The sequence below is a fragment of the Mediterranea massiliensis genome (assembly GCF_900128475.1).
GTDB lineage: Bacteria > Bacteroidota > Bacteroidia > Bacteroidales > Bacteroidaceae > Bacteroides > Bacteroides massiliensis_E.
Map to the genome: position 1 here is coordinate 432275 of NZ_LT635835.1, position 25635 is coordinate 457909.

At 44.6% G+C, this 25635-nt stretch carries 17 protein-coding genes; 6 read left to right on the forward strand and 11 right to left on the reverse strand.

Features of this window, described 5'->3' with window-relative positions:
- Positions 1–14: 14 nt before the first annotated feature.
- The 5 genes from BQ7483_RS04255 to BQ7483_RS04275 form a co-directional block, all read right to left on the reverse strand.
- A complete protein-coding gene (locus BQ7483_RS04255; protein ID WP_139247526.1) occupies positions 15–824 on the reverse strand; it encodes a fibronectin type III domain-containing protein in 810 nt (269 codons plus the stop codon).
- A 34-nt stretch (positions 825–858) separates the two neighbouring features.
- Positions 859–2391 (reverse strand): RagB/SusD family nutrient uptake outer membrane protein, encoded by a 1533-nt coding sequence (locus BQ7483_RS04260; RefSeq protein ID WP_072544901.1) that lies wholly within the window; start codon positions 2389–2391, stop codon positions 859–861.
- Positions 2392–2411: 20 nt separating this feature from the next.
- A complete protein-coding gene (locus BQ7483_RS04265) occupies positions 2412–5345 on the reverse strand; it encodes a SusC/RagA family TonB-linked outer membrane protein (RefSeq protein WP_072544902.1) in 2934 nt (977 codons plus the stop codon).
- 565 nt (positions 5346–5910) lie between these two features.
- A complete protein-coding gene (locus BQ7483_RS04270; RefSeq protein WP_072544903.1) occupies positions 5911–7554 on the reverse strand; it encodes a RagB/SusD family nutrient uptake outer membrane protein in 1644 nt (547 codons plus the stop codon).
- Positions 7555–7580: 26 nt separating this feature from the next.
- A complete protein-coding gene (locus BQ7483_RS04275; RefSeq protein WP_262493911.1) occupies positions 7581–10583 on the reverse strand; it encodes a SusC/RagA family TonB-linked outer membrane protein in 3003 nt (1000 codons plus the stop codon).
- Between the two features lie 248 nt (positions 10584–10831).
- Between BQ7483_RS04275 and BQ7483_RS04280 the strand changes: the two genes are divergently transcribed.
- Positions 10832–11914: a linear amide C-N hydrolase gene (locus BQ7483_RS04280; RefSeq protein ID WP_072544904.1), complete on the forward strand. Its 1083-nt coding sequence runs from the start codon at positions 10832–10834 to the stop codon at positions 11912–11914.
- Positions 11915–12201: 287 nt separating this feature from the next.
- Here the strand turns inward: BQ7483_RS04280 and BQ7483_RS04285 are convergent, their stop codons facing one another.
- Positions 12202–13407: a site-specific integrase gene (locus BQ7483_RS04285; protein ID WP_072544905.1), complete on the reverse strand. Its 1206-nt coding sequence runs from the start codon at positions 13405–13407 to the stop codon at positions 12202–12204.
- A gap of 452 nt (positions 13408–13859) precedes the next feature.
- On the opposite strand from BQ7483_RS04285, the gene BQ7483_RS04290 reads away from it, so the two are divergent.
- The 4 genes from BQ7483_RS04290 (at position 13860) to BQ7483_RS04305 (ending at position 21106) form a co-directional block, all read left to right on the forward strand.
- Entirely contained in the window at positions 13860–16838 is a 2979-nt protein-coding gene (locus tag BQ7483_RS04290) for a SusC/RagA family TonB-linked outer membrane protein (protein ID WP_072544906.1), read from the forward strand.
- A gap of 27 nt (positions 16839–16865) precedes the next feature.
- Entirely contained in the window at positions 16866–18425 is a 1560-nt protein-coding gene (locus tag BQ7483_RS04295; protein WP_162274241.1) for a RagB/SusD family nutrient uptake outer membrane protein, read from the forward strand.
- A gap of 31 nt (positions 18426–18456) precedes the next feature.
- Positions 18457–19308, forward strand: a complete 852-nt coding sequence (locus BQ7483_RS04300; RefSeq protein WP_021847460.1) for a hypothetical protein — start codon at positions 18457–18459, stop codon at positions 19306–19308.
- A 79-nt stretch (positions 19309–19387) separates the two neighbouring features.
- On the forward strand, positions 19388–21106 hold the full coding sequence (locus BQ7483_RS04305) for a M64 family metallopeptidase (protein ID WP_072544908.1): 1719 nt from the start codon (positions 19388–19390) through the stop codon (positions 21104–21106).
- A 105-nt stretch (positions 21107–21211) separates the two neighbouring features.
- On the opposite strand, the gene BQ7483_RS04310 is transcribed toward BQ7483_RS04305, so the two are convergent.
- From BQ7483_RS04310 to BQ7483_RS04330, 5 genes are all read right to left on the reverse strand, one after another.
- The gene (locus BQ7483_RS04310; RefSeq protein ID WP_072544909.1) at positions 21212–21868 is read right to left on the reverse strand and encodes a MarC family protein; all 657 of its coding nucleotides are present in this window, start codon (positions 21866–21868) and stop codon (positions 21212–21214) included.
- A gap of 52 nt (positions 21869–21920) precedes the next feature.
- On the reverse strand, positions 21921–22619 hold the full coding sequence (locus BQ7483_RS04315; protein WP_072545018.1) for a YjjG family noncanonical pyrimidine nucleotidase: 699 nt from the start codon (positions 22617–22619) through the stop codon (positions 21921–21923).
- A 143-nt stretch (positions 22620–22762) separates the two neighbouring features.
- Positions 22763–23641, reverse strand: a complete 879-nt coding sequence (locus BQ7483_RS04320; RefSeq protein WP_022021887.1) for a Cbp1 family collagen-binding glycoprotein adhesin — start codon at positions 23639–23641, stop codon at positions 22763–22765.
- A 41-nt stretch (positions 23642–23682) separates the two neighbouring features.
- Entirely contained in the window at positions 23683–24354 is a 672-nt protein-coding gene (gene rsmI / locus BQ7483_RS04325; protein WP_022021886.1) for a 16S rRNA (cytidine(1402)-2'-O)-methyltransferase, read from the reverse strand.
- Positions 24355–24375: 21 nt separating this feature from the next.
- Entirely contained in the window at positions 24376–24900 is a 525-nt protein-coding gene (locus BQ7483_RS04330) for a hypothetical protein (RefSeq protein ID WP_022021885.1), read from the reverse strand.
- Positions 24901–25011: 111 nt separating this feature from the next.
- On the opposite strand from BQ7483_RS04330, the gene BQ7483_RS04335 reads away from it, so the two are divergent.
- Entirely contained in the window at positions 25012–25614 is a 603-nt protein-coding gene (locus tag BQ7483_RS04335; RefSeq protein ID WP_022021884.1) for a thymidine kinase, read from the forward strand.
- The last annotated feature ends 21 nt before the right edge of the window (positions 25615–25635 follow it).

The following is a 25635-nucleotide window of genomic DNA, read 5'->3' on the forward strand; positions in this document are numbered from 1 at the left end:
ATATTCCGATTATTTTATTTGATAGTCAAATCCAAATAACCGAAATGAGCAATACCTGCATTACCACCTTCCACAATCAATGCAAACAATGCATCAAAAGACAGCGTATTCCCATCAATGGAACCTACAATATCATCAAATACATATTGGGAGCCATCAGGGCTTAATGAACAATAGGTATATAAGCCATATTTCTTTTCATCAATTTCCTGACCAGCCGGGATTGTTACCGTTCCGTTTTCCAAATCGAAAATCATCTTTACTGGCTCCAAATCCAACGTTACTCCGGCAAAAGAAGTCAAGCCCTTCAAATAAGCAATCTTTTCATTTTCAGGATCGGCTACAATTTCCACTGCAACAGGTATTTCCGCTTCCATATGCCAATTATAACCATTCAAAGTATGCTTACCAAGGAAGGCACCCAGATAATGAGATTCAGTTGTAAAACTTTTCACCTCTGATGTTACTAGTTGATTGGCTGTCAGAGCATAAGCACAAGCATAATAGGTGGTACCCGGAGACAAGTTTTCTACCAACGTCGACTGACTTTCTGCCATGTCAGAAGCAATGACGATCGAATTGTTCCAATCAGGCTGGGCTTCCGTACTTACCAATACACCATATTCACGAGCTGCCGGCGTACCAACAGCATCCAATGAAACCTCAAAAGTTGCTGTGTACTTATTCAAAGTCACATTTTGCAGCGAAACTGTCGGCGCACTTGTGTCAGCAACTCGTGTGCCATCAAGAGTTGCATCATTTTCACAAGCCACATTGAACACTGCCAAACTAGCCGCCAATAATATTGTTTTGATATTTTTCATAATCTAATTCTATAATAAATGAAACACCACAGGATTACTTCTTGAATTTATTCTCTGTAGGAGCCGGGTTCTGCTCACTTTCAGAAATCGCATCACTGTTATCCAGTTCTCTCAAAGGAAGCTGGAACAAGAAATACCAACTGCCGGCATCAATTGTATAAGCCACACTTGAGTCATGATTAGATCCCTCATAGTTTCGATTGATACCTTTTTTCAGACGCAAATGGTCAAACAATGAGAATCCCTCACCCCACAATTCCAAACGGCGTTGCTGATATACATCGTCTACCGTTACAGAAGCCATATTCCAGGACGGATCTCTTTGTGACATAAGTTCTTTCAAAACTTGTGCTGCACCTGCACCATCGCCTTTATGAGCCAAGGCTTCAGCTTCATTCAATATCATTTCAGATACACGCATGTAGATATAATCAGCTTCCCAGTTAGCTACTTTCTTGAATTTCAGATTTGTATATTCTGCAAATTCTTGTTCTTGTTCCGTATAATTCACACCGGTACTGCTATGTTTGAACAATTTTTTACGCACGTCAGTCGGATTCATAGAATTGTACAAACGGGCATCTATCATACGATATTGACCTACTTCGCCACCATAACCTGCATCATAAGAGCACATAAAGGAGAAGAAAGAAGCAAATGCAGTAGAAGTTTCAGGTGTAATGTCTGCACCCCACATCCATTCTTTTGCAGCAATGTTGTTAAAAGCATTGTCTGCCAAGAGTTCCTGAGGAGTATATACACTATAACCGGCACGGGCCTTACGGGCATACGTTATGGCGTCATCCCAATTGTTTGTAACCAAACAAACACGAGAATAAAGGCCAGCCGCTACCTGCTCATCAATCATCGTTTTATTGGGGCGTTTCCAACCTTCCAATAAAGCCATACCCGCTTTGAAATCTTTTTCTACTTGCGCATAAAGCTTGGACAACGGTGCACGGCCGGCAAAAGCATCTTCTGCTTCCTCAGGAGTCAATACAATAGGCACGCCGGGGGCTTCTTCGTTACCAACATAGGTCTGTTGATACATTTGCGCCAGATAAGCATGAGCTAAAGCACGATACACCAAAGACTCACCTTTATATGCTTTCAGATCAGCATCTTCTACATCTGCCGAAATTTTAGAAATGATATCATTGGCTTTATTGATGATGGAATAAAAGAAATTCCAATAAAAGAAAGGACGTACATACTGTGCACCCCAATAATCCAGCTGATAGTCGAATGTAAACCATCCACTTCCCGGTAGTTTGATAGCCAAATCATCGTTCATCACATCGCCCAAATGATAGATACTCATCAAACCAAAGTCGTTGTGAACTGCACTGGCACTACCTTGAGTATTATATTGATATGTATAATTATTGAGTCCCAGAATCAACGGCTCTACCACCTTAATCAGAGCATCGGGACTACTTGAACCGATTTCGTCAATTTCTTCCTTGCTGGCAATGCCTGCATTCTCTGTGTCGAAGAAATCATCACTACAAGCGGTCAGTGCAGAGCAAGCTACCGCCAGAAGAAATATTTTTCCTATATATTTCATAATGCTTTATTTATCAGTTATTAAAATTCTAAGTTGATGCCGAATGAAACAGTACGCATTGCTGAATAGTTATAACCTGTTTCACCGTCCAAGATACTTTGACGAGGATCGAAACCACGGCGTGCCGAGAGCAGGAACAGATTATCACCTACTACGTAGAAACGCAAACGTTCGATTTGAAGTTTCTCCAGACATTTTTTAGGTAAAGTATAACCAATCGTCAGGTTACGCAAACTCAAATAAGATGCTTTGGTCAGAGAGCGGTCACCCGAGCAACCCTGATCCAATGAGTTGGTTTGCAGACGGGGTACATCTGTATATCTGTTTTCAGGTGTCCAACGGTTCAGGATATCTTTATGCCAATTATTACCGGCTGATCCTGATGACATAAAGCCGCTATATAGTCTGTCGTACACCCAGCCTCCAATCTGATAGGCAAAGCTGGCATTCATATCGAATCCATAAGTCTCCAAGGAAGTAGAGAAACCGCCATATACAGCAGGAATCGGCGATTTGTCAAGTTCGTAACGTGTAGCCAGGCTAGTGCTGTTTACAGTCTTTTGTCCAATGACATTACCATTCTCGTCCTTTTCGTCAGCCCAATACAGAGCATCACCGTTTTCGGGGTCTACTCCTGCAAATTTATAGTCGTAATAGTTATACAACGGTTTGCCCACTTTACGGAAATAATTTCCTGTTGCCCAACCATCCTGTGGACGATCTTCAGGGAGTTCCAACAGTTCGTTCTGGTAGTGAGTCGCATTCAAAGCCACATTCCACTTGAAGTTGTTCTGCTTAAAGATGTCATAAGACAATTCTATTTCTACACCCTGATTGCGCATACGCATTGTGTTTTCGTAGATACCGCCCGGTACACCTTGAGAAGGAGGAAGGGGTTTATAGTAGAGCAAATCCCAGGTCGTTTTGTTGAAGTATTCAATATTTCCAGAAAGTCTGTCCCAGAATTTGAATTCAACACCAGTATTAAAGTTGTTACTCTTTTCCCAGGTGATTTCCTTGTTACCACGGAATATATACTGGATACCGATGGCACCATCGTTGCTGACTACCTGATACTGATCTTTGTAGGGCTGGTTATTGGGAATGTCATCGTTACCCTGTGTACCGAAACTAGCCTTTACCTTCAAGTCATTAATCCAAGTCAGACTCTCCATAAAGGCTTCTTTGTTCATTCTCCAAGAACCACCTACCGACCAGAAACTACCCCAGCGATGATCAGGATGGAAACGGGAAGAAGCATCCATACGATAACTTCCTGAAATGTAATACTTTTCGTCATAATTGTATTTAACCTGGCCGAAGTAGCCTTCCAATGAGTATTCTGCTGCCGACGAGGTGGCGTCATTCAGTTTGGCGCCATTTACGAGTTCCGGGTTATCGGGAACCAAAAAGTTTTCTTTTTGAGCCGAAACGCTTTCACTGCGGTCCATTTTTGTTTCATGACCGAGCAGAGCCTCCAGATTGTGTACTTCGTTATATGTATGCGACCAATTCAACAGCTGGTTGGCATTGATAACATAGTAACGACTCATGCTGGCGGTACTACGCCCATTGACATTGGCTGCATCACCACCAATAGGTGTTTGGAAAGAGATAGAACGACTATTGAAATTATCGATGCTGGCATTTACCGTCAATTTGAAATCTTTCAGGAAAGAGAACTCACCGTACGCTTTGGCATTCACGACGTCAGTAGTACCTCTATATATATTGTTCAGCTGTTGGTCAATGGGGTGGGCATTGGCTCCTACAGGACGCTTACCCATCTCCGTACCGTAATCATAGCGTACATTGCCATTAGAATCGTATATTCTGTTTCCTTCAACATCGTACATATAAACCGGATAAATCGGAGCTATGGTCTGGCCGAAGAAGAAAATGGAAGAATATGTAGACGACCCAACGTTGGGTGAATTGGTCTTTACATTACTATAGGCCAAGTTAAATCCAGCCTTGAACCAATTGTTTACCTGCTGATCAATTTTCACACGAGCGTTGATACGGCTCATATCAGAATTGACCGTATATGAATTGTCATAAAGATAACCCAATGAAGCATAATAGCTTGTCTTATCTGTACCTCCGCTCAAAGAAATTGTATTTTCTTGACGCAAAGCTGGGCGGAAAGCCTCATCCAACCAATCGTCATGATACAGCAACTGAGCATTCGGATTCAGACGTCCTGTTATAGGATTAACCAATTCTGTTGCAGGAACATTATAATTGTTGTATCCACCCAATTCTGTAACGAGATTTGCTGAAGCATATTTGCCTGCTTCCAGATACGAAGCTCCTTGGGCATAAACAGCATTATTTCGCATAGACTCCCAATACAATTCATAATATTCTGCGGGGCTATCCAATACGTCATAACTAGGAACACCACGCATATTCACACCGGTACGGTTCTCAAACACCACTTTTGCCTTACCTGTCTTTCCTTTCTTGGTTGTGATCAACACTACACCATTGGCTCCGCGAGCACCATACAAAGAGTTGGCGGCAGCATCCTTCAAAACAGTCATTGATTCTATATCATTGGGGGCAATCTGGTTCAAACTTCCTTCGTAAGGCACGCCATCTACAACAATCAATGCTTCCTTACCGGCGGAAATTGATCCCAAACCACGTACGTAAATCGAACCGGAAGAACCTGGCTGACCACTGCTTTGTGAAATCTGCACACCAGCCATTGCTCCTTCCAACGATTTAGAGACATTAGAGGTTTGCATTTTTGAAATCTTCTCACCACTTACCACACTAGCCGATCCTGTAAACGAAGACTTTTTGGCTGTACCATAAGCCACCACCATCACTTCATCCAACATCTCAGAATCAGACTTCATCATAATCTTCAGATTAGGTTTGATCGTTACTGTTTGAGTTTGGAGTCCAATATACGAGATTACCAAAGTCTTCGCGGAACTCAACATCCTTATAATCAATTGATAACAAATGCATTATAGATTGTTCTCAATCCGGTTACTATATGCAAAGACATGCCCCAGAATCTTGTACAAAACCGGCATGAATATGAAAGATACTGATATTCTACCCAAAATTAAAGTAAATAGCTAATACAGAAGAATTTATAATGTGTTACAAAATTAAGGTTGCCTATATGTGAGGTAACGAAGAGAAACTTCTCTAATGAATACGAACGACCTATCAAGAAATTCACATAAGTTCATGTTCGAAACTGGCAAAATCACGCTATTGAATAAGAGTCACTGATTTGTACAAAAAATGTCTATAGAAAGCCCTTTCTGAAAATATCTGATTATACGGATTGATTGTAGCCACGTTATCCCACTTGTCTGTCAAAATATAATTGTTATAGGGCTGAATTCCCGACTTGGGGACATAACGGCAAGTCATGAAACTTTGGGAATCTTCATAAATGAAACCATACAAAAAGTCCCTTACCTCACAAGAGATAAGGGACTTTATCTTTCGACAAATGATTTCAAAATTTATATTAACTGAAATCCAATCTGTTTATTCAGGTTGCCCAGGGATTAATTCATCATTATAATCTGTTTCATTTAAAGGAACATCCCATGTCCATTTATTAACTCCGCTGGCCGGAATAGTTTTGGCTATTGTGATATGCGCATTGCCGCCTTCCGCGAAACTCTTGCGTACAACATCCCGGTTCCATCGTTTGTAATCACTCCAGGCAAATCCTTCTCCCCAAAGTTCCAATTCCCGATAATCCATGATTTCATTCCAAAGTTCGTTGCCTGTTTTGCTACATGTATAATTGGGGTTTCGTCCGGAAGTGGCATTCAATTCTACCAGTGCAGCTTGTGCTGCCGTTTCGTTATTTAAGAAATAATTGGCTTCCGCTTCAATCAGGACCATTTCTGATGAACGTATAAACGGTAGATAACCAACCCCCGGAGTGTCAAACACATAAAATTTCAGTTGTCCTCCCAGATACATATATCCGGCCTGATAAGGTGCTGCCAAACCACTAACCGCCATTTTATTGCAATAAGCAGCAGCTTCCTCCCAAAGATTGTTGGATGCGGCTTCATTATTGCCCAAGCCAAAAATTCCATAAGTCTGGTCCATTGCTGAACCATCATTGAAATTGTATCCAGGGAATTTGTCTTCTGTGAGAAACAAAGCCTTGCGTGCATCATTGTCTGGAATGCGGTTGATCAGTTCACGCCCAATGGCACCTGCTCCGCATTGTGTGCTGGAAGCATAGTAACCATTACAAGCAAACTGAGTACCATAACTCCAATACCAGTTGTTTTCTTGCGAACCTCCATAACTTCCAAAAATCCATTCACTTGTCGGGTTGCAGAAACCAGCCTGATAATCCGCATTGGACATAAGCGGGAAATTCTTGCGTGCCAGACTTGCTTCTGACAAAGCTTTCGCATAATCCTGTTTTGTCAATGCAGCACGGGCATAAACCGCATGGGCCACATTCAGGTTAGGCATCCAAACTTCCGATGAAGAACGGTCCATGCCACTCTGTTCAAACAGTGAAATAGCCTCATCGAGATCTTTATAGATTTGCGTATAAGTTTCAGCCAAAGTTGAATAGCCTAAACTGCCGGTTGACTCGTCAAGACGCAATACCAACCCTTGTGAAGCTCCATTATTAGAGTCCTGCCAACGCCAACAATAGTAATGGATAAGTTTCTCAAATGCATAGGCACGGAATGTCAGGGCAGAAGCCTTGATGAAAGCCTTTTCTGCTTCAGTACCTATTGCATTGTCAATATTTACAATAATCGTATTGGCACTGCCTATAATAGAATAGTAATAATACCAAGCATAGGCATCATAAATGGAATTGGTACGTGAATGGAATTCCTGGTTATGGATGGGAGACCATCCGGAGGCATAATAGTTATACAGATAATTCTGGCTCGGATAATTCTCGTAGTGAGCAATGATATTATTCTCTCCGGCAAACCCTTGACCAAAATAAGAGTGTTGTGTCGTCATAAGTTTGGCAACACCATTCAAGGCCTTTGTTGCATTGGCTGTAGTTCCAATGGCATCGGATGCTCCGGTTGAATCTGTTGGAGCTGTATCAAGAAAGTCACCGGCACACGACGATACCAACAGGGCGCTCGCCAGCAAGCCGCCCATTATTATTTTATTGATATATCTTCTCATTTTTTTAAGTTTTTGTTGTTAGAACGTTAGAATTTCATAGTAAGGCCAAAATTGTATACACGTGCTGTTACATATGTGTCATCATATCCTCCATTGAAAGAATACTGCGGATTCAAGCCTTTTCTGGATGTAAGGGTAAAGAGATTTTCCACACCAAAATTCAGTGAAAGTCCTTCCAATCCTATATTCTTCATCCAGCGTTTCGGAAAACTATAAGACAAGTTCAAGTTCTTGAAAACAAAATAAGAAGCACTTGTCAGCCAACGGTCACTGGTACCGTTCAAGTCGGAAGATTTATAAAAATCGGCCCGAGGCGTTCCGTTCGGATCGATGCGGTTGGCAGAAGTTTCTGTCATACCCTCCGGAACGGCTGTCCAAGAATCCAGAATATCTTTATGATATGCACTGCCTGCTGCTCCCGATTCAGAAACACTCATCAGACTTTGATATGAACCATCATAAACTTTGCCTCCCAACGAATAGGTGAAAAGCATGTTCAGATCCCAATTCTTCCATGAAAGGGCAGAACTGATGGAACCATATACTGTAGGAAGTGCACTTCCTGCCCAATCGCGTTTGCCATAAGATGTTGTCGTTGTATAATCCTGTCCGTTGATATTGACCAATGCGCCGGCTTCTCTTGCTTCATCAATCTTTTCCGGATCTAGGGTATACAGGGCGTTGCCAGTCATCTGGTCCACGCCTTCGTAATGATATGTATAGAATTCGTAAATAGAATGTCCTTCAGAATAGTTTTGCATGCCATTCAGAATATCTTTTCCATCGGGCAGTTTGATTATTTTATTCTTCAGGAATGTCGCATCTACGCCAAGATTCCACTTCCAGTCATTTCCTTTGATGGCATCTGCATTCAAAGATATTTCCCAGCCACGATTGGAAATAGTACCTATATTCTTGTATTGAGTCAAGTTCATTGTTGCATCATTCCAAGGATAAGAACCGGCAGAAAGAGGTAAACGAACTTCAAACAACAAATCCTTGGAACGCTTGTCGAAGTAACCGATTTGGAAATTTAGGCGGTCAAACAGACGGCCTTCTACGGCTACATCTACCGTTTGGGTGGTTTCCCATTTAATGTCAGGAGCAGCAAGTGACTGCTTTATCAAAGCGGGTTGCCCTCCGTTCTTATCAATCGTATACAAGGCCATATAAGCATAGTAGCTTACACCCATGTTATTGCCGACTTCACCATAAGATGCACGCAGTTTCATATGGTCAATCCAATCAACATCCTGCAGGAACTCCTCCCGTTTCATATTCCAACTTGCACCTACGGAATAGAAATTACCCCAACGGTTGTCTTTGTGGAAACGGGATGAACCATCGCGACGGAATGAACCTTCCAAATAATAGCGGTCATCATAATTGTATTTTACACGTGCCAAATAAGATTCGGTCTTATCTTCATCGTCACTTCCAATAAAATAAGAATTGGTAAGGAAATTGCCCATTGTAAGGTTTCCGTCCACTGCCATACCGGTATTCATTCCAGCCGTGTACTTCCGTTCCCAGCTATAGCTTTCATGCGCGACCATGGCTTCAACGTTATGCACTTTATTGAATTGATAATTCCAATTGATGATTTCCTGCAGAGTCATTGTCCTGTATTGATAAGCATAGCTTGTCAATCGTCCGCCATTGGTAGCACCGTCACCGATTTCGGGATTATCGTATTTTTTATTGTTGGTAGTACTGTTGTTGAGGTCTCCCTTGACTGTCACCGACAATCCGTAAGGCAAGGAAATGGTGGCAAAAGCCTGAGTTCCCAATACGTTTCGAACGCTTTCCTCCTTATTGTTCAACATCTCGTATATCACGTTTCTGTTACTCAAGTAAGGAGAAGTTGTATCGTACATCCTTTCACCATTTTCATCCAGCTGGTATGTTCCGTCAGCATTATGCAAATAGATAGGATAGACAGGTGCCATGTATCTTGCGACGTAAAACGGATTGGCATAATAACTGCCAGTTGCATTGCTGTTATAATCTCTTTTTGTCCAAGACCCCGTTAAGTTGACACCGGCCTTAAACCATTTGTTGGGAGAATAAGTGGAATTGATACGACCTGAAAAACGCTCATATCCGGTAGCTATTACATACCCTTTTTCATTCAGGTAGCCAACGGAAGAATAGATGCTGTATTTTTCTCCAGAGGTAGCGGCAGACAAGTTGTATTCCTGACGATGCCCATTGCGTTCTACGGCATCGGCCCAGTCCAGGTCATCATAGCCCGGCAAGCGGGAAGCTATCAATTTGCCATTGCTATCAAACAATTGGTCATCTGCGGCATTATAAATGTTACGTCCAATGGATTCACTGACAAGATGTCCGGTCGCATAAGCAGCAGCTTCACTTTCGCTCATTCCCGTATTGCTTATCATAGAATTCTTTTTGGCCATCCAGGATGCTTCCATCCAACGGTCTGCGTCCAAACGTTCATATTCAGGTATACCTCTGTTGTAAATGCCTTGGTTGACTTGGAGAGTGATACTGGGCTTGTTCGTATTGCGTCCATTCTTTGTTGTGATGAGAACTACTCCATTGGCGGCACGGTTTCCATACAATGCGGCAGATGCGGCATCTTTCAATATAGAGATGCTTTCGATATCGTTAGAGTTCAATTCTGCCATATTGCCATCGAATGGCACACCATCTACAATGTACAAAGGATCGGAAGCTCCAGAAACCAATGTTCCGAATCCGCGAATACGGATGCTTGGGGCTGATCCCGGTTCACCATAAGTGTTGTTTACCTGTACACCGGGAGCTGCTCCTTCCAATGCACCTGTTACACTGGTCGTGATACGTTTTTCGATTTTTTTATTGTCAACAACTGAAATAGACCCGGTCAATGATTCCTTTTTGGCAGTACCGTAAGCGACCACAACAACTTCATCCAACAGTTCCGCATTTGATTTCAACACAATTTTCAAGTCAGGCCCTATTTTGACTTCTGTGGTTTGCATACCGATGTACGAAATCACCAAAGTCTTCGCGGAACTCCGCACCCCGTTTCCAGCCTGCTGGAGGGGGATGTTATGCACGGAAACGCAGGAACTGGAGAATGTCACTGCGTCAGAAGTGCATCTGACGCGGGGTGGAAATAGTTGGAAGTACCTGTTTGCTACCGTTTCCATTAGGGGCAGACAATGCTTTTAACAAAGACAAGTGGACAACCCTGCATATTTTTTGCCTAAAAAGATACATCGTAAACATATTAGTTGTAAATTTGTTACTTGTATAAAACTTGATTGCAATGAAAAAGATTTTTATTACATGCATGGCTGTAGCCATGACGTTTCTGGCAGGACAGAAAGCTGCCGCCTGTACCGGCATTACACTGACGGCTAAGGACAGTGCGCGAATAGTGGCCCGCACCATCGAATGGGGCGGAAGTGAACTGAACAGCCAGTACGTGATTGTCCCCCGCGGATATGTGCAGCATTCATACGTGCCGGGCTATACGCTGGACGGCATGAAGATGGTGGCCCGTTATGGTTATGTAGGGCTTTCTGTCGAGCAGAAGGAATTTGTGGTTGAAGGGCTCAACGAAGCCGGATTGTCTGCCGGCTTGTTCTATTTCCCTGGCTACGGGCAGTATGAGGCTTATAATGAGACCCAAAAGCAGCAGAGTGTGACCGACCTCCAGCTCGTTTCGTGGATATTGGGCAGCTGCGCCAACGTGGAGCAGGTGAAGGAGGCTGTGGCCAAGGCACATGTCATCGCGATAGATCCGCGCGCTTCGACCGTCCACTGGAGGTTCGCCGATGCTTCGGGGCGACAGATTGTGTTGGAAATCATCGGCGGAAAGCCCTGTTTCTACGAAAACCAACTGGGTGTGCTGACCAATTCGCCGGGCTTCGAATGGCAGATGACCAATCTGAACAACTATGTCAATCTGTATGCGGGTACGGCTGAGACCAAGAAGATGGGCGGTGTGCAGATTGGCTCTTTCGGAGCAGGCAGTGGTTTTCTGGGCATCCCCGGCGATGTCACTCCGCCGTCGCGATTTGTCCGTGCCGCCTTCTATCAAACTACGGCTCCGATACAGGACACGGCAGAAGATGCCGTCCGCCAAGGGCTCCAGATCTTGAATAATTTCGATATTCCCATCGGCGTAGAGTTTGCCGACGGCAAGATTCCGGCCGACATTCCCAGCGCCACACAATGGACTACCGCTACCGACATTACAAACAGGGTCATCTATTATCGTACGATGTACAACAGCGCCATCCGCCGCATCGACCTGTCCAAGATAGATTTCGCACGGATTTCCTATCGGGCCACTCCGCTTGACCAGGAAAAGAAACAGCCTTTTGTGCCCGTTGACATTCAATAGATATTCGACGCCGGAGTTGGATGCTTCCAATTGACGGACCTTCCTTTTTCTTTGCCCAGCTTAAACCGACGGTTTAAGCTGGGCAAAGTTGTGTTTTAAGCCGGGCAAAGCAATGCTTTAGGCTGGGTAAAGCGATGCTTTTCCCTGGAGAATGCAAAGCTTTACAAAGGGCAATGCAAAGCTTTGCAAGTGGCATCGTAAAGCTTTGCAAGTGACGATGCAAAGCATTGCCTGAAGAAAACGGAACTTTTTCCTTTAAGTGCAGGATTGCCCTTCCCTCTGAACATCTATTTGGGAGGCGTCAACCGTCTCCTCCGAACGCCCGAGCCGAAACGCTCCTGATGCATCTCCAAATCGTGTACGATGGTGCGGTCCATGATATTGGCATAAATTTGGGTGGTTTTCACACTTTTGTGTCCCAACAGCTTCTGCACGGTCGTAATGTTTACACCATTATATATAAGGAGGGTTGCGTTGGTGTGGCGTGCCGTGTGGAAGGACACCCGTTTGTTCACCTGTGCCCGTTCGGCAAGTATCCTCAACTCTTTGTTGATGTTGGAATTGTCTTTCAACCGAAAGAATCCGTCCAAATTGCCTTTGTACTCCCCAAGAATGGCTACTGCCTTGCCGTTGAACAACAAATGGAGTGGCAAGTGTACTTCCGTCCCAGTTTTGACCGACTTATAGACAAGCCAAACCTCCGAACGGCATTTTATGAGATTTTGTGAGGTCATCTGCACGAAATCAGAGTATCTGAGCCCGGCATAGCAGCAAAACAGGAAGGCATCCAAGGTCCTTTTCTGCTGCCTCGAACATCCGCATTGCCGCAATTCCTCCAATCGTTCCAATTCCTCCGGCGTCAGATGGGTATGCGAGTTCTCTACCGTCTTAATCTTATACTTGCGGAAGGCATATTTGCGTTCCTCCATAAAATCCTTGTTGATGGCCATGTTGACGTATCGCTTCAAATGCTTCATGTGCTTGGCGATGGTATTGATGTGGTAGCCCTTCCTGCGGAGATGCTGTTCGAAGGCACAGACAAAATCAAAAGTCACTTCGGAAAACTCCACTTCCGCCTTGAAAGCCTTCAGCAGTGCGAGGGTCGTCAGATGATTTCTGCGGGAACTTTCCTTCAGATTTGCTTGTGAGACTTCCCGCTCATAGAATGTCAGGAAAGACCGTATGTTTTCTTTCGTCCGCATGGCATCCCTTATAATCTCCAGTGTTATGGGCTTGCCTTGTTGCCAGAGGTCCAGCTCCACTTTCTCAATTCTTGCGATGCTTTCGTGCAGCCACCAGTTGAGTGCTCCACTGTTGGGGTGGTTCTTTACCAGTTGTCTTTTACAGTCCCATTGTTCCGGCTTCAGATACACTTTCGTGGAGAAATACTTTTTCCGTTGGTTCAGATAAGCCTCAATTTGTACCAGTGCTGTACCCTTCCCATTGAGGCTCTTTTTTCGGTTATAAACCAGGTTGTAAACTATTTTATCCATTTTGTTAAAGTAATTAGGGCAATTGTCATCAGGCTGCCAATCCATCCTTTGAAGCAACCCTCCAAAGGTCGTATGGCACCCGTTAAATAGACGTTTTCTCCCCGTTATTTTTCCTCTGCGGAGTGCTTTTTCGTAGGAAACATGTTCTCCGATATTGTTTTTTGAAACAAAAACGCCCTCCGTTTTTAACGTTTTTGCATAAAATTCATATATTTATTTGGAAAGTGTGCTAAATTTCAGGCTACATATTGACACCTCAAAAGGATGCATATAGGCTCAACTATGCATCAAAAGCTGTTATTAAGCATAAAAAAACGACATCAAATAACAATTTGACAGATTTTACAGCTTTTCTTGATAAAACAATTGCGCATTTCATATTTATTAATAAATTTGCATTTCGTTAGAGTAAAGAAACAATTAATGTAAAGTTAAACTTTAAGAGAGAATTTATGAAAAGAAAATTAATGCTGTTATTGGCCTGCCTCTTTGTAGGAATAGGCTTAGTAACTGCCCAGACTCGGACCGTCACAGGTGTTGTGATTTCCGAAGAAGACGGGCAGCCAGTTATTGGAGCGTCAGTAAGAGTTGAAAACACTCAGCTCGGTGCTATTACTGATGTAGACGGTAAGTTCCAGATTGCGAACGTACCAAGTTCCGCGAAGACTTTGGTAATTTCCTACATTGGTATGGAAGAACAAAAAGTTACAATCCGGCCCAATCTGAAGGTTATGATGAAGCCGAATACAGAACTTTTGGATGAAGTTGTAATCACCGGTTATGGTTCTGGCAAAAAACTCGGAAGCGTCGTTGGTTCTGTAACGGCAGTAGGAAGTGAAAAACTGGCCAATGCTCCTGTAGCCAACGTAGGTGATGCTCTTCAAGGTCAGGTAGCAGGTTTGCAGGTCTTCACGCCTTCCGGTGAGCCCAGCCAAAGCGTCAGCATGCGTCTGCGTGGTGTCAGCTCCATCGAAGGTAGCTCCGCACCTCTGTTTATATTGGACGGTTCTCCTATCTCAGCCAGTACATTCACCTCATTGAACCCGAACGACATCGAGAATATGACCGTACTGAAAGATGCTTCATCTACAGCAATCTATGGTTCGCGTGCTGCCAACGGTGTCGTTATCTTGACCTCCAAGAAAGGTAAAAGAGGGGAAAAAGCCAAAATCAATATCAGTGCCCAGTACGGTCTGTCCAAAATGACAGGTGATAACGTAACAATGATGAATGCCGAACAGTGGCTGAATTTCCAGGAGATTCTGGATCCGTCACTGGTAAACAATGCAGAATTCCAGGCAGAAAAGAATTTCTATATTAACAATGGTATCTCTACAGACTGGTCTGATGTATTCTTTGGAGGAACTGCTCCGATGCAAGAATACAACTTGAGCGTAACAGGCGGTACGGAAACTATTAACTACTTCTTCTCTTTCGGACATTACGACATGGAAGGTATTATGGACGATTCAGACTTGCGTCGTGAAACACTCCGTTCAAACATCGAAGCTAACATCAACAAATGGATGAAAGCAGGTGTCAACCTCAACTTGTCTTTCCAGAAATACAATACAGCTGCTTTTGGTAACAGTGCCAACAGCTTGTACAACAAAGCTTTTGCAGCCCGTGTATATCGTCCTGACCAGAGCTATTATGAAATCCTGACCGACGAGGGAGGAAATTTTACAGGATTCGGTGAACGTCTGGATTTCTTCGACAGAGTACAAGGTGGTGTGTACAATCCTTATTACTTGTCTGAATTACAACCTTCAAACCGCGATTTGATTCGTATCAACGGTAATACTTACCTTAACATCAATCCAATTAAAGGCTTGAATATCCGTGCAGCCCAAGCAGTTGAAGCATTCGACTACCGCAACTCAGGAGTGGCTTATCCGGAAGGACCTTTCATCGGAGCAGGAACTGCATCAGAAAGTTTCCAACGTTACTACTCGTTCACTTACACGAATACAGCTGAGTACAAATTCAATATTGACAACCACAACGTAACCTTACTGGGTGGTCAGGAGTCTATCATCTCAAAAGACCAGTCATTTGGTGTGAGAGTCAATGGTTTGACAGACACTCGTCTTATGTTGCTTAGTGCAGGTGCCACAACAGAAAAGCCTTCACATTCCAAATCAGAAACCGTATTCAACTCCTATTTTGCAACATTGAGTTACAATTACGACGAGAAATACTTCTTCGATGCATCTTATCGTCGTGACGGTTCTTCACTCTTCGGTCTTAATAACCAATGGGGTAACTTCTGGTCTGTAGGCGCTATGTGGGACTTGAAGAAAGAAAACTTCCTGAGCGATGTAGAATGGATTAACGACTTACAACTCAAAGCCAGCTACGGTACAGTAGGTAACTCTTCAGCTCTTTCTGCATACATGGCTTATGGTCTTATCAGCTCCGGTTCCATGTACGGTGGAGAAACTGGTACAGCAATTGGTAATCCTGCCAATCCAGACCTGACATGGGAAGTTGTAAAAACTGCCAACGTAGCTTTGAATACCCGTTTGTTCGACCGAGTTAATTTGGATGTAGAATTCTACAACCGTCTGACAGAAGACATGTTGATGCAGATTCCTTTCTCCTATACAACTGGTTTCTCTGCAGGTTGGGGTAATGTAGCCAGCATGCGCAACCGTGGTGTGGATATTACAGCAAATATAGACATTCTTAAAGACGTAGCAGGTGTTAACTGGAGTATTTCAGCAAACGTAAACTACAACAAAAATGAAATAACCAAACTGTTCAATGGTCTGGACGAATATGTATTGGCAAATACAGGTCTGAAACTTCAGGTTGGCAAGCCTTATGGTGAATACTTCTATAACCGTTGGGCAGGTGTCGATCCTCGTGATGGTTATAACATGTGGTATGACAAGAATGGCAACTTGACCAAGACTTTCTCTGAAGACGATGCTGTATTTACAGGCAAACAACGTTATGCTCCTTGGTCTGGTGGTTTCGGAACAAACCTCAAATGGAAGGGAATTACGGTTTCTGCAGATTTTGCATACATGCTGGGACAATATATGGTGAACAACGAACGCTGGTTTACTGAGAATCCTCAATTTGCCAACTCTATGAATCAGACTGCTGACATGTTCACTATGTGGCAGAAGCCGGGTGATATTACCAACATCTCAACTCCCGACTCTCCGATGCAATTTGACACCCACTTGTTGGAAAATGCATCATTCATGCGTCTGAAAAACCTGACAGTCAGCTATGATCTGCCGAAGAACTGGATGCGTCGTACAGGTTTCATGGAAAGCGCCCGTGTATTCTTCGTAGGCCGTAATCTGTGGACTGTTACCAAGTATAGAGGTTATGACCCGGAAATTGACAGTAACATGCAGCTGGGTAACTATCCGAATACCAAGCAGTTTACGTTTGGACTTGAACTCACTTTCTAAACATGAACCACTAACGAATTTATGAAAATGAAAAAAAGAAATATTATTTTATCCGTCTTGTTTGCAGCAGTGGGATTGACTTCCTGTGACATGGAGAAATATCCCTACAATGCTGTAGAAGAAAGTCAGTACATGACTACAGCCAATGACTTCAAAAGTGCCCGTATCGGCTTATATTCTCCATATAGGACTCTGACTTCGGGTGGACACGTTCTGACACCGGAATTCCAATGCGCAGACTTTCATGCTACCGCCAGCTACAGTAACACGTATGGAAATCAATACAGATGGGATTTCCAGTCTTCTGATGGTAACATCGAAGCCATTTGGGGTAACTTCTACACTTTGATTGCACGTAGCAATTATTATATTGATTCTTATCAGAAATTGGTAAACGGTGAAATACCCGGTATTAGTGAAGCAGACCGTGCTTTAATCGACTGTTGGGCAGGAGAAGCTTATTTCTCACGTGCATTTGCCTATTACAATCTGGCAACGTTCTTCTGCGAGGCATACGATCCCAGCACAGCCGCTGAGGTTTATGGACTTCCCTTACAGCTGACATACGTTTCCAATGCTACCGACAACAGTAAATATCCGGGCCGTTCATCTTTGCAAGCTACATTTGAGCAGATCAACAAAGATTTGACAGAGGCTGAAAGATTGGTAAATGAAAACAAAACTGTTAATTCCGATACTCAGGCCAAATACAACTACATCAGCCAGGATTTGGTAACAGCTCTGCGCGCACGCGTTGCATTATGGACAAAAGACTATGATACAGCAATAAGCGCATCTACAGGACTGATAAGCAGCAACAAATATCCTCTTATCAATGACGGAGAAGCATTCCGTGCTATGTGGGTAACAGACTATGGTACAGAAGTTATCTGGCAGATATATACTGCCGCTCCAGATGAACTCTGCTCTACAAACGGTACAATGTTCTGGGGACAATACAAAAATGGAGATCCACAAGTAATGGACTTTATTCCTTCTCAAAGCTTGATTGACCTCTATACGGACGGAGACAAAGATATTCGTTTCACATCTTTCTTTGCTCCCTATCATTTAGCTCTGTCAAACGGCTCGGAAGCAGACGTATATGTTTTCGACAAATACCCCGGCAACCCCGATATATATTCACAAACAATTGTGGATAATCACTATATCAACAAGCCGAAACCATTCCGTATTGCCGAGCAATATCTGATTGCAGCGGAAGCATACGCCGCAAAGAATGATGTAACGAATGCCAGCAAATACTTGAACGATTTGTGTCGTACACGTATTGCAGAATATACTGACAAGAGCTATACAAATGCCACGATATTGACAGCCATTCAGAACGAACGCCACAAAGAATTGGTGGGTGAAGGTTTCCAGTTAATCGACCTGAAGCGTTGGAATCTTGGCATCGATCGTGCTAATGCATACCAAGAATCAACCATGGTTCTTCAGCCGGGTGGAGTGAACACCACTGCATTGTCCAAACAAGCTGGTGATAATCGTTTCGTATGGCCTATCCCCAAAGCAGAGTATGATGCAAATCCTCAGCTGAAAGGCCAACAGAATCCTGGTTATTAATTGATATACTTAATTAAAAAGAACAGAACATATGAAATATCTCAAATTATTAGCTTTATGCTTACTTCCGATATCATTTGCCGCTTGTAGCGATGATGAGGAAATGAATAGCGGAAACGCTACCGTAGGCTTTGCATCCACTGAATTATCAGTGACGGAAAATACTTCCATGGTAGAAATTCCCATCTCATTGGAAGGTGACCATACAGGCCCTGTAAGAGTCAATATAGAAGTTACAGATTGTAATGGGACCTCTGTTACCAATGATGAAACCATCATTCTGACAAGTAATAGTCTTATTATGCCTTCAGGTGTAGAAACTGTTCAAGCAGAATTGCGTTCATCAGTTTACACTGTTGAAGATAACTTAGACCGTTCTTTTACAGTAAAAATCACATCTGCTGAAGGTGCAACTATAGGGAATGCCACATGTAAAGTTAACATCGAAGAAATTCCCGATCCTTATGCAAATTTGGCAGGGAACTGGACGTTGAGTGCCGGTAGAGCAGGCAATTTGGCAATCGTATTAAATACTCGTGAAGATCGCTCTGGTTACGATTGCACAATGACCCTCCAAGGAGTTGAAATGCCATTTACAATAGCATACACACCTCAGGGTCTTACTGTAAAAATGAACACAGTACTGGCAGAAGGACTTGATTTTGGAGATCCTGTAGGAGTAGCAGATGCTGTACTTGCTTATATCGACGGAAACTATCTTGTAACCGATCCACTGTCAGCCTCCTGGAATGAAGATTTGAACTTAATTCTATTTGATTATCCGATGACTGCTGCTTTATTCAGTTCTGCAACAGGCCAATTTACAGGATACACATGGTTTACGGCTGATACTGTAATGAGAAAGGTAGAAACGACCAAATAATAAACTGAAACCAATATGTAAAGGGCATCCCAGTTTAATGAGGATGCCCTTTTTAACTTAAGACAGCCACCTAATCCACATGAAAACAAAAATTTATCATCTATTATGTCTGCTTTTTGTATTTACGATTATAGCAGCATGTTCCAAGGAAGAAGAAACACCAGCTTCCATTACTATAGCGGAACAAAGTCAAAATCAAATTTTAGCCTCTGGCATTAATTCACGAATTACCGTTGATTTTACCAGTACACATGATTGGAAAGCGTCTACAGATGCTTCTTGGGCTGTAATAACTCCCACATCTGGCAAAGCAGGTACAGCCAGTATTGGAATTTTGGCTAAGGAAGAAAACAGAACGGGAGAAGTACGCACAGGACTTTTGACTTTATCGTGCGGAGAAGCAACTGCTCAAGTTACTTTTACACAAGCGGCAATGGATGTTCTAAATATAGAACAGACCGTCTATGATCTTTCTGCTGACGAACAGGAAATCAGCATAAAATTCGCTACCAATATACAGAATGGAAAAATCACTTTAAAGGCTGAAGACAATTACTCGTGGATTACTCCCAAAGAAAACACCCTGACCCGCGCAATACAGGAAGGAGAAATCACCCTAAAAATACAAGCCAACGAAAGGCGTGTGGCCAGAAATGCCAAACTCAAGATACAGGTCGTAAACATAAACGATGAGAATCAGATATTAATGGAATCAGCCACCATCAATATCAACCAAAAAGAAGCGCCTGTCGGTACTTCATCCGACTTGACCACACAAGATAAAAAAGTAATTTTAATACAAGAACATACCGAAGGAAACGGAATTCCTCTCATATTTTTAGGAGATGGTTTTCTTGATACAGATATCAGCAATGGTTACTATCGGCAAGCCATGGAAAAAGGTATAGAGAATTTCTTTACTGAAGAGCCTATTAAATCTCTTCGCAGTTATTTTGATATATGGATGGTGACAGCCGTTTCTTTAAACAATGCTTTTGGAAATCAATTCAATACAAAGTTCAGTTGCCGGTTGGAAGGGGGCGGAAGTACACTGATAGAAGGGAACCATTCCAAAGTACAAGAATATGCCATGGAAGTACCTACTCTCAAAGAAAATCCCGAACTGTTCAATGAAGCGACCTGTATCGTCATCCTAAATACAGAAGAGTATGCCGGAACTTGCTATTTTGGCTTTAACGATGGAGTAAAAACCATCAATCTGGCCATTGGTTATTGCCCTATGATTTACGGAATGGAAGATGATATGTTCCGCCGAGTGCTTTGCCATGAATGTATCGGACACGGTTTCAGCAAACTGATGGATGAATATTCGTATCAAGAAATGGGAAGAATACCAACCTCTGAAATAACAGATACACAAAAGATGCAGGAAATGGGATGGGCAGCCAATGTAGATTTCACCAATGATAGAAATGCTGTACTCTGGAGTAAATTTCTGAAAGATTCACGTTACCAAGGAAAGGATAACTACGGTGAAACTTTAGGTATCTACGAAGGGGCTTGTACATATTGGAGCGGTGCTTACCGACCGACAACCGAAAGCATGATGCGAAGCAATATGCATGGCTTCAATGCTCCTTCACGTGAGGCAATCTACAAGCGTGTGATGAGCACAGCATATGGAAAAGAATGGGAATACAATTATGAAGAATTTGTAGCATTCGACCAGGCCCATCTCCCAATGCCAACAGAAGCGGCTACACGTGCTACTTACGAAGAAGCGACCAGACCGTTCAACCCACCTGTATTCACCAATCAAACAATCTCTGTCAAGTAACAGGATCAGTTTCCTTGAATACAAAAATTACTCGGCACGAAATGGCCAGCATATTGAAAAGCGACCATTCCGTGCCGAAATTATTTTGCAATGATGTTCCAGCCTTTATTTGAGAAATCCTGCCAGCCCTTCCTTCAAGATATCCACCAGAATAGGCTTCATGCCGCCAACAAAACACTCTACGGCAATCACCATCAGAATGAGACCCATCAGACGCATCATGACGTTGTTGCCTGTTTCACCCAACACATTGACCAGGCGCGTAGATGCGCGAAGAATAAAATAGGTGAGCAGATAGATGAAGGCGATGGAACCAATCAGCACACTCTTCATTTCGATGGTATTGGCGTCCTGCATCAGCACAATGGCATTGGCAATGGCTCCCGGTCCACAAAGCATGGGAATGCCCAAAGGAGTGATGGAGATGTCATCGGCATAGGTCTTGATTTCCTCGTCCTTCAGCTTCATGGGGGTGTAGCGGGCCTGCAACATGTCAAAGCCTATCTTGAAGATAATGACTCCGCCCGCTATGCGAAAGCCGTTGGTGGAAATGCCGAAGAACCAGAACAGAAACTGACCGGCAAAAGTGAAGACCATAATAATGATGAAAGCGGTCAGAGTGGCCCTTGTGATGACACTATGACGTTCCTTGTCGGTCATGCCCTGTGTCATGGTCAGAAAAACGGGCATGGTACCCAGAGGATTGGTCAAAGTAAAAAAGGAAGTGAGGCACAGCAGTGCAAAAGGCAAAATAGCATCCATAGCGTAAATTCAAAATCTAAAACAGAACAAAGATAAAACGATTCTACAGATATTACAAAAAAGAAAGCAGTTCTTTCAAGTCACTTATGTGATAAGTGGGTTCAAAGGGGAGGTCGGCCCTACGACATACGTCCAAATAGACCTGATGCATACCCACTCCGCGGGCACCCAATACATCGTTCTCCCAACTGTCTCCTACCATCAGGGAGTCTTCCACCTGAAATCCGGTAACCGAAAGGGCATGCCGGAAAATCTCGGCATGAGGCTTCAGCACCCCGATGTCGTCGGAAAGGACAACTTGCTGGAAGTAGCCGTCAATGCCAGCCGAACGCATCTTGCGGCATTGCAGCTCCTGAAAGCCATTGGAAAGGATATAAAGACGATAATGGCGAGACAATGTGTCGAGCACCTCGAGGGCATGAGGCAGGAGCTTCTTCTTGGTGGGTATCACTGAAAAGAAGTCTTCGGAAAAACGTTTGGCCAAATCCGCATCGCCCTGCCCCACCTGCTCCAGAGGATAGAGAAAACGCTGGCGGTTGAGCTCTTCCTTCGTTATCTGCCCCTGACCGTACTCTTCCCACAACTCGAGGTTGCGTCTCTGATAGAGGCTGTAGAAATGGTCGAAGGACGTGAAGAAACGGGCGTATCCATACTTGACGTACATTTCTTCGAACGTGTCGCGCGCATTGGCCGAAAAGGCCCACAAGGTATCGTCGAGGTCAAAAAATATATTCTTGTACAGGGAGGACATAAATTCACTAAAAAAATAGAGCAGGGACCTGACAACAGCTCCGCCTGCCAACCATAAAAAACGCAGGCTCAAGCGGGCAGGAAGCAACGTGTGCTTCAAATCCTGCCCGCTCCAGTCTGCGCCATCAATGTTGTCTGAAAGACTTATTTTACCTGAATGACAAGGTACTTGGATACGCTCCAGAACTCCTGCGGATTGGTAATTTTCAACGTCAACAGGCCTTCATCGTCCTTTTCGAAGGCATACGAGCCGTTGGGATGGGTTGTCAACATGTCGGCCGACTTGGAATAGAGCTTGATTTCCTTGGTTGTACGGATATCGACTTCAGTGAAGTAGTCTTTGTTGATTTCAGCATCCTGCAGCACCTCACCCTTCTTGAACAGGCCGGTGTTGGAAAGTATCTTCTGGTCTTTCAATTCCTTCTTGGTTCCGAATACAAACCAGGCGGTATTCAACTGCTTGTCCTGCTCGGAAACGGTCTTGGACTTGGCAGCATTCTCGGCCGTCAGCTGGTCCTTCTGTGCAGAGAGGTCTGTCACGGCAGCGTCCAGTTCCTGAATGCGGATATTCTTGGCAGCCAGTTCGGCCTGCAATTCCTCGATGCGCTGGGTCTTGGCCACCAATTCCTGCGTGAGCTGGTCGACGGCACGCTTCAGCTGGGCCGAGTTGTTCTTGCTGGTCTTCAACATCTGCTGCAGCTTGTCAATCTGCTGGCGGTTCTCTTCCATCTGCTTGCGGATGAACTCGATATCGGATGCTATCTGTTGGCGTGCGCTCGGCGAGCCTTCGGCCACAGCACCCCGCTGCAAGTCCACACGGTTCTCGGCCGCATTGATCTGACGGAAGCCTTCGGAGATATCATTGAATGTACCCATCATCTCGTCCAGCTCGGCATTCCGCTGGTTCAATTCCAGTTTCAAAGAATCGTTTTCAGCCTTCAACTGGTCTTTGCTACCACCTGAAAAGCTGTCGCACGAAGCCACTACGGCTGCACATACAACTAAAAAAGCTAATTTTTTCATACGCTCTCGTTTTTTACGTTTTAATTTTTAGTACTTATTCTTTAGTCTATTCCTGCTACAACTATAACAATCTCGCCACGCGGCTCGTTGGCCGTAAAGTGTTCCACCAGCTCGGCCAAGGTGCCACGTACCGTCTCTTCGTGCACCTTGGATATCTCACGCGAGACGGACGCCTGACGGTCGGGGCCAAAACACTCGGCAAACTGGGTCAGGGTCTTCAGCAACCGATAGGGCGATTCATAGAACACGATGGTTCGCGTCTCGTCGGCCAATGCTTTCAGGCGGGTAGAACGGCCTTTTTTCTGAGGGAGGAAACCCTCAAAGCAAAAGCGGTCGCACGGAAGGCCTGAAGCCACCAAGGCGGGCACGAAAGCGGTCGCTCCCGGCAGGCACTCCACTTCGATGCCGTTGCGGGCACATTCGCGTGCCATCAGAAAGCCAGGGTCGGAGATGCCAGGCGTGCCTGCGTCGGAAATCAAAGCCACCGTTTCGCCCCCCTTTATACGATTAACAACACTTTCGACCGTTTTATGTTCATTGAATTTGTGATGAGATTGCATGGCATTCTTGATTTCGAAGTGCTTCAGCAGAATGCCCGAGGTGCGGGTGTCTTCGGCCAAAATCAAATCGGCCTCCTTCAGGATGCGGATGGCCCTGAATGTCATGTCCTCCAGATTGCCTACCGGCGTCGGTACGATGTATAACTTTCCCATAGCTTGCTCTCCCTCACCTTGTCAGTTGAAATACTTACGAAGCAATTCTACAAAATCGGCGGCAGCTTCGTTGTCCTCGGCCACATGAACCTCCTGCCCGAACATCGACAGGGCTTCGGCAAACGAGCCGGCCTCGCCCAGATGGGCCAATACGCGGTTCATCCTCGCTCCGTCGCCGCCAAACAACTCGCGGGTAAAACGGAAGGAATCATTCAGGCTGAGGGCATGACGCAAATCGGCCGCCGGCCGGATGCGCTCGCCCAAGATGGAAGAGGCCGCAACGCCATCCTCTGCCGGCTGTTCGGCCGGCTTGGGAGCTTCCGCCTGAGGCTCCACAGGGCGGACAGAAGGCTGTATGGGGGGCGCGGGAGCCACAGGCTCTTCAGGCTTCAACGGTTCGGGTGTCTGAGTCCTCGAACCCGCCTGGAGCAGTTCACTCAATTCGGCCAGCTTGCCCTGAAGTTCGTCCAAACGCTGTTCCATGCGTCCGACGCATCCCTTCAACGTTTCCATCTCCGTCCTTATGTCGTCCAACAATTTCTGCATATCCTTGTCTTACACCTGTTAACGCCGCAAATGTAGAAATAAATAATGAAAAAACGTTGGGAAGCCGACAAAATGATTACTTTTGTGCGAAATATAATCCTTCTATCAAGCATGAACGTATTTTCGGAAGACCACATACAGGAAACCAGGCGGAGGGGGCGGATTGAAGTCATCTGCGGCTCCATGTTTTCGGGCAAGACAGAGGAACTCATCCGACGGCTGAAGCGCGCCAAGTTCGCCCGCCAGCGGGTCGAAATCTTCAAGCCTGCCATCGACACGCGCTATTCGGAGGCCGAGGTGGTGTCGCACGACAGCAATTCCATTTCGTCCACTCCCATCGACTCTTCGGCCAGCATCCTGCTCTTCACGTCGGAAATCGACGTAGTGGGCATTGACGAAGCCCAATTCTTCGACAACGGGCTGATTGACGTATGCAACCAGCTGGCCAACAACGGCGTACGCGTCATCATCGCAGGGCTCGACATGGACTTTCGCGGCACACCCTTCGGCCCGATGCCAGGCTTGTGCGCCATCGCCGACGAGGTGTCCAAGGTACATGCCATCTGCGTGAAATGCGGAGAGCTGGCCACCTTCTCGCACCGCACGGTGAAGAACGACAAGCAAGTCCTGCTGGGCGAAACGGCCCAATACGAACCCCTGTGCCGCACGTGCTACCTGAAGGCCATCGAGGAAGACAAGCATGCAACAGACTAATCCCCATATCCTACGGACACT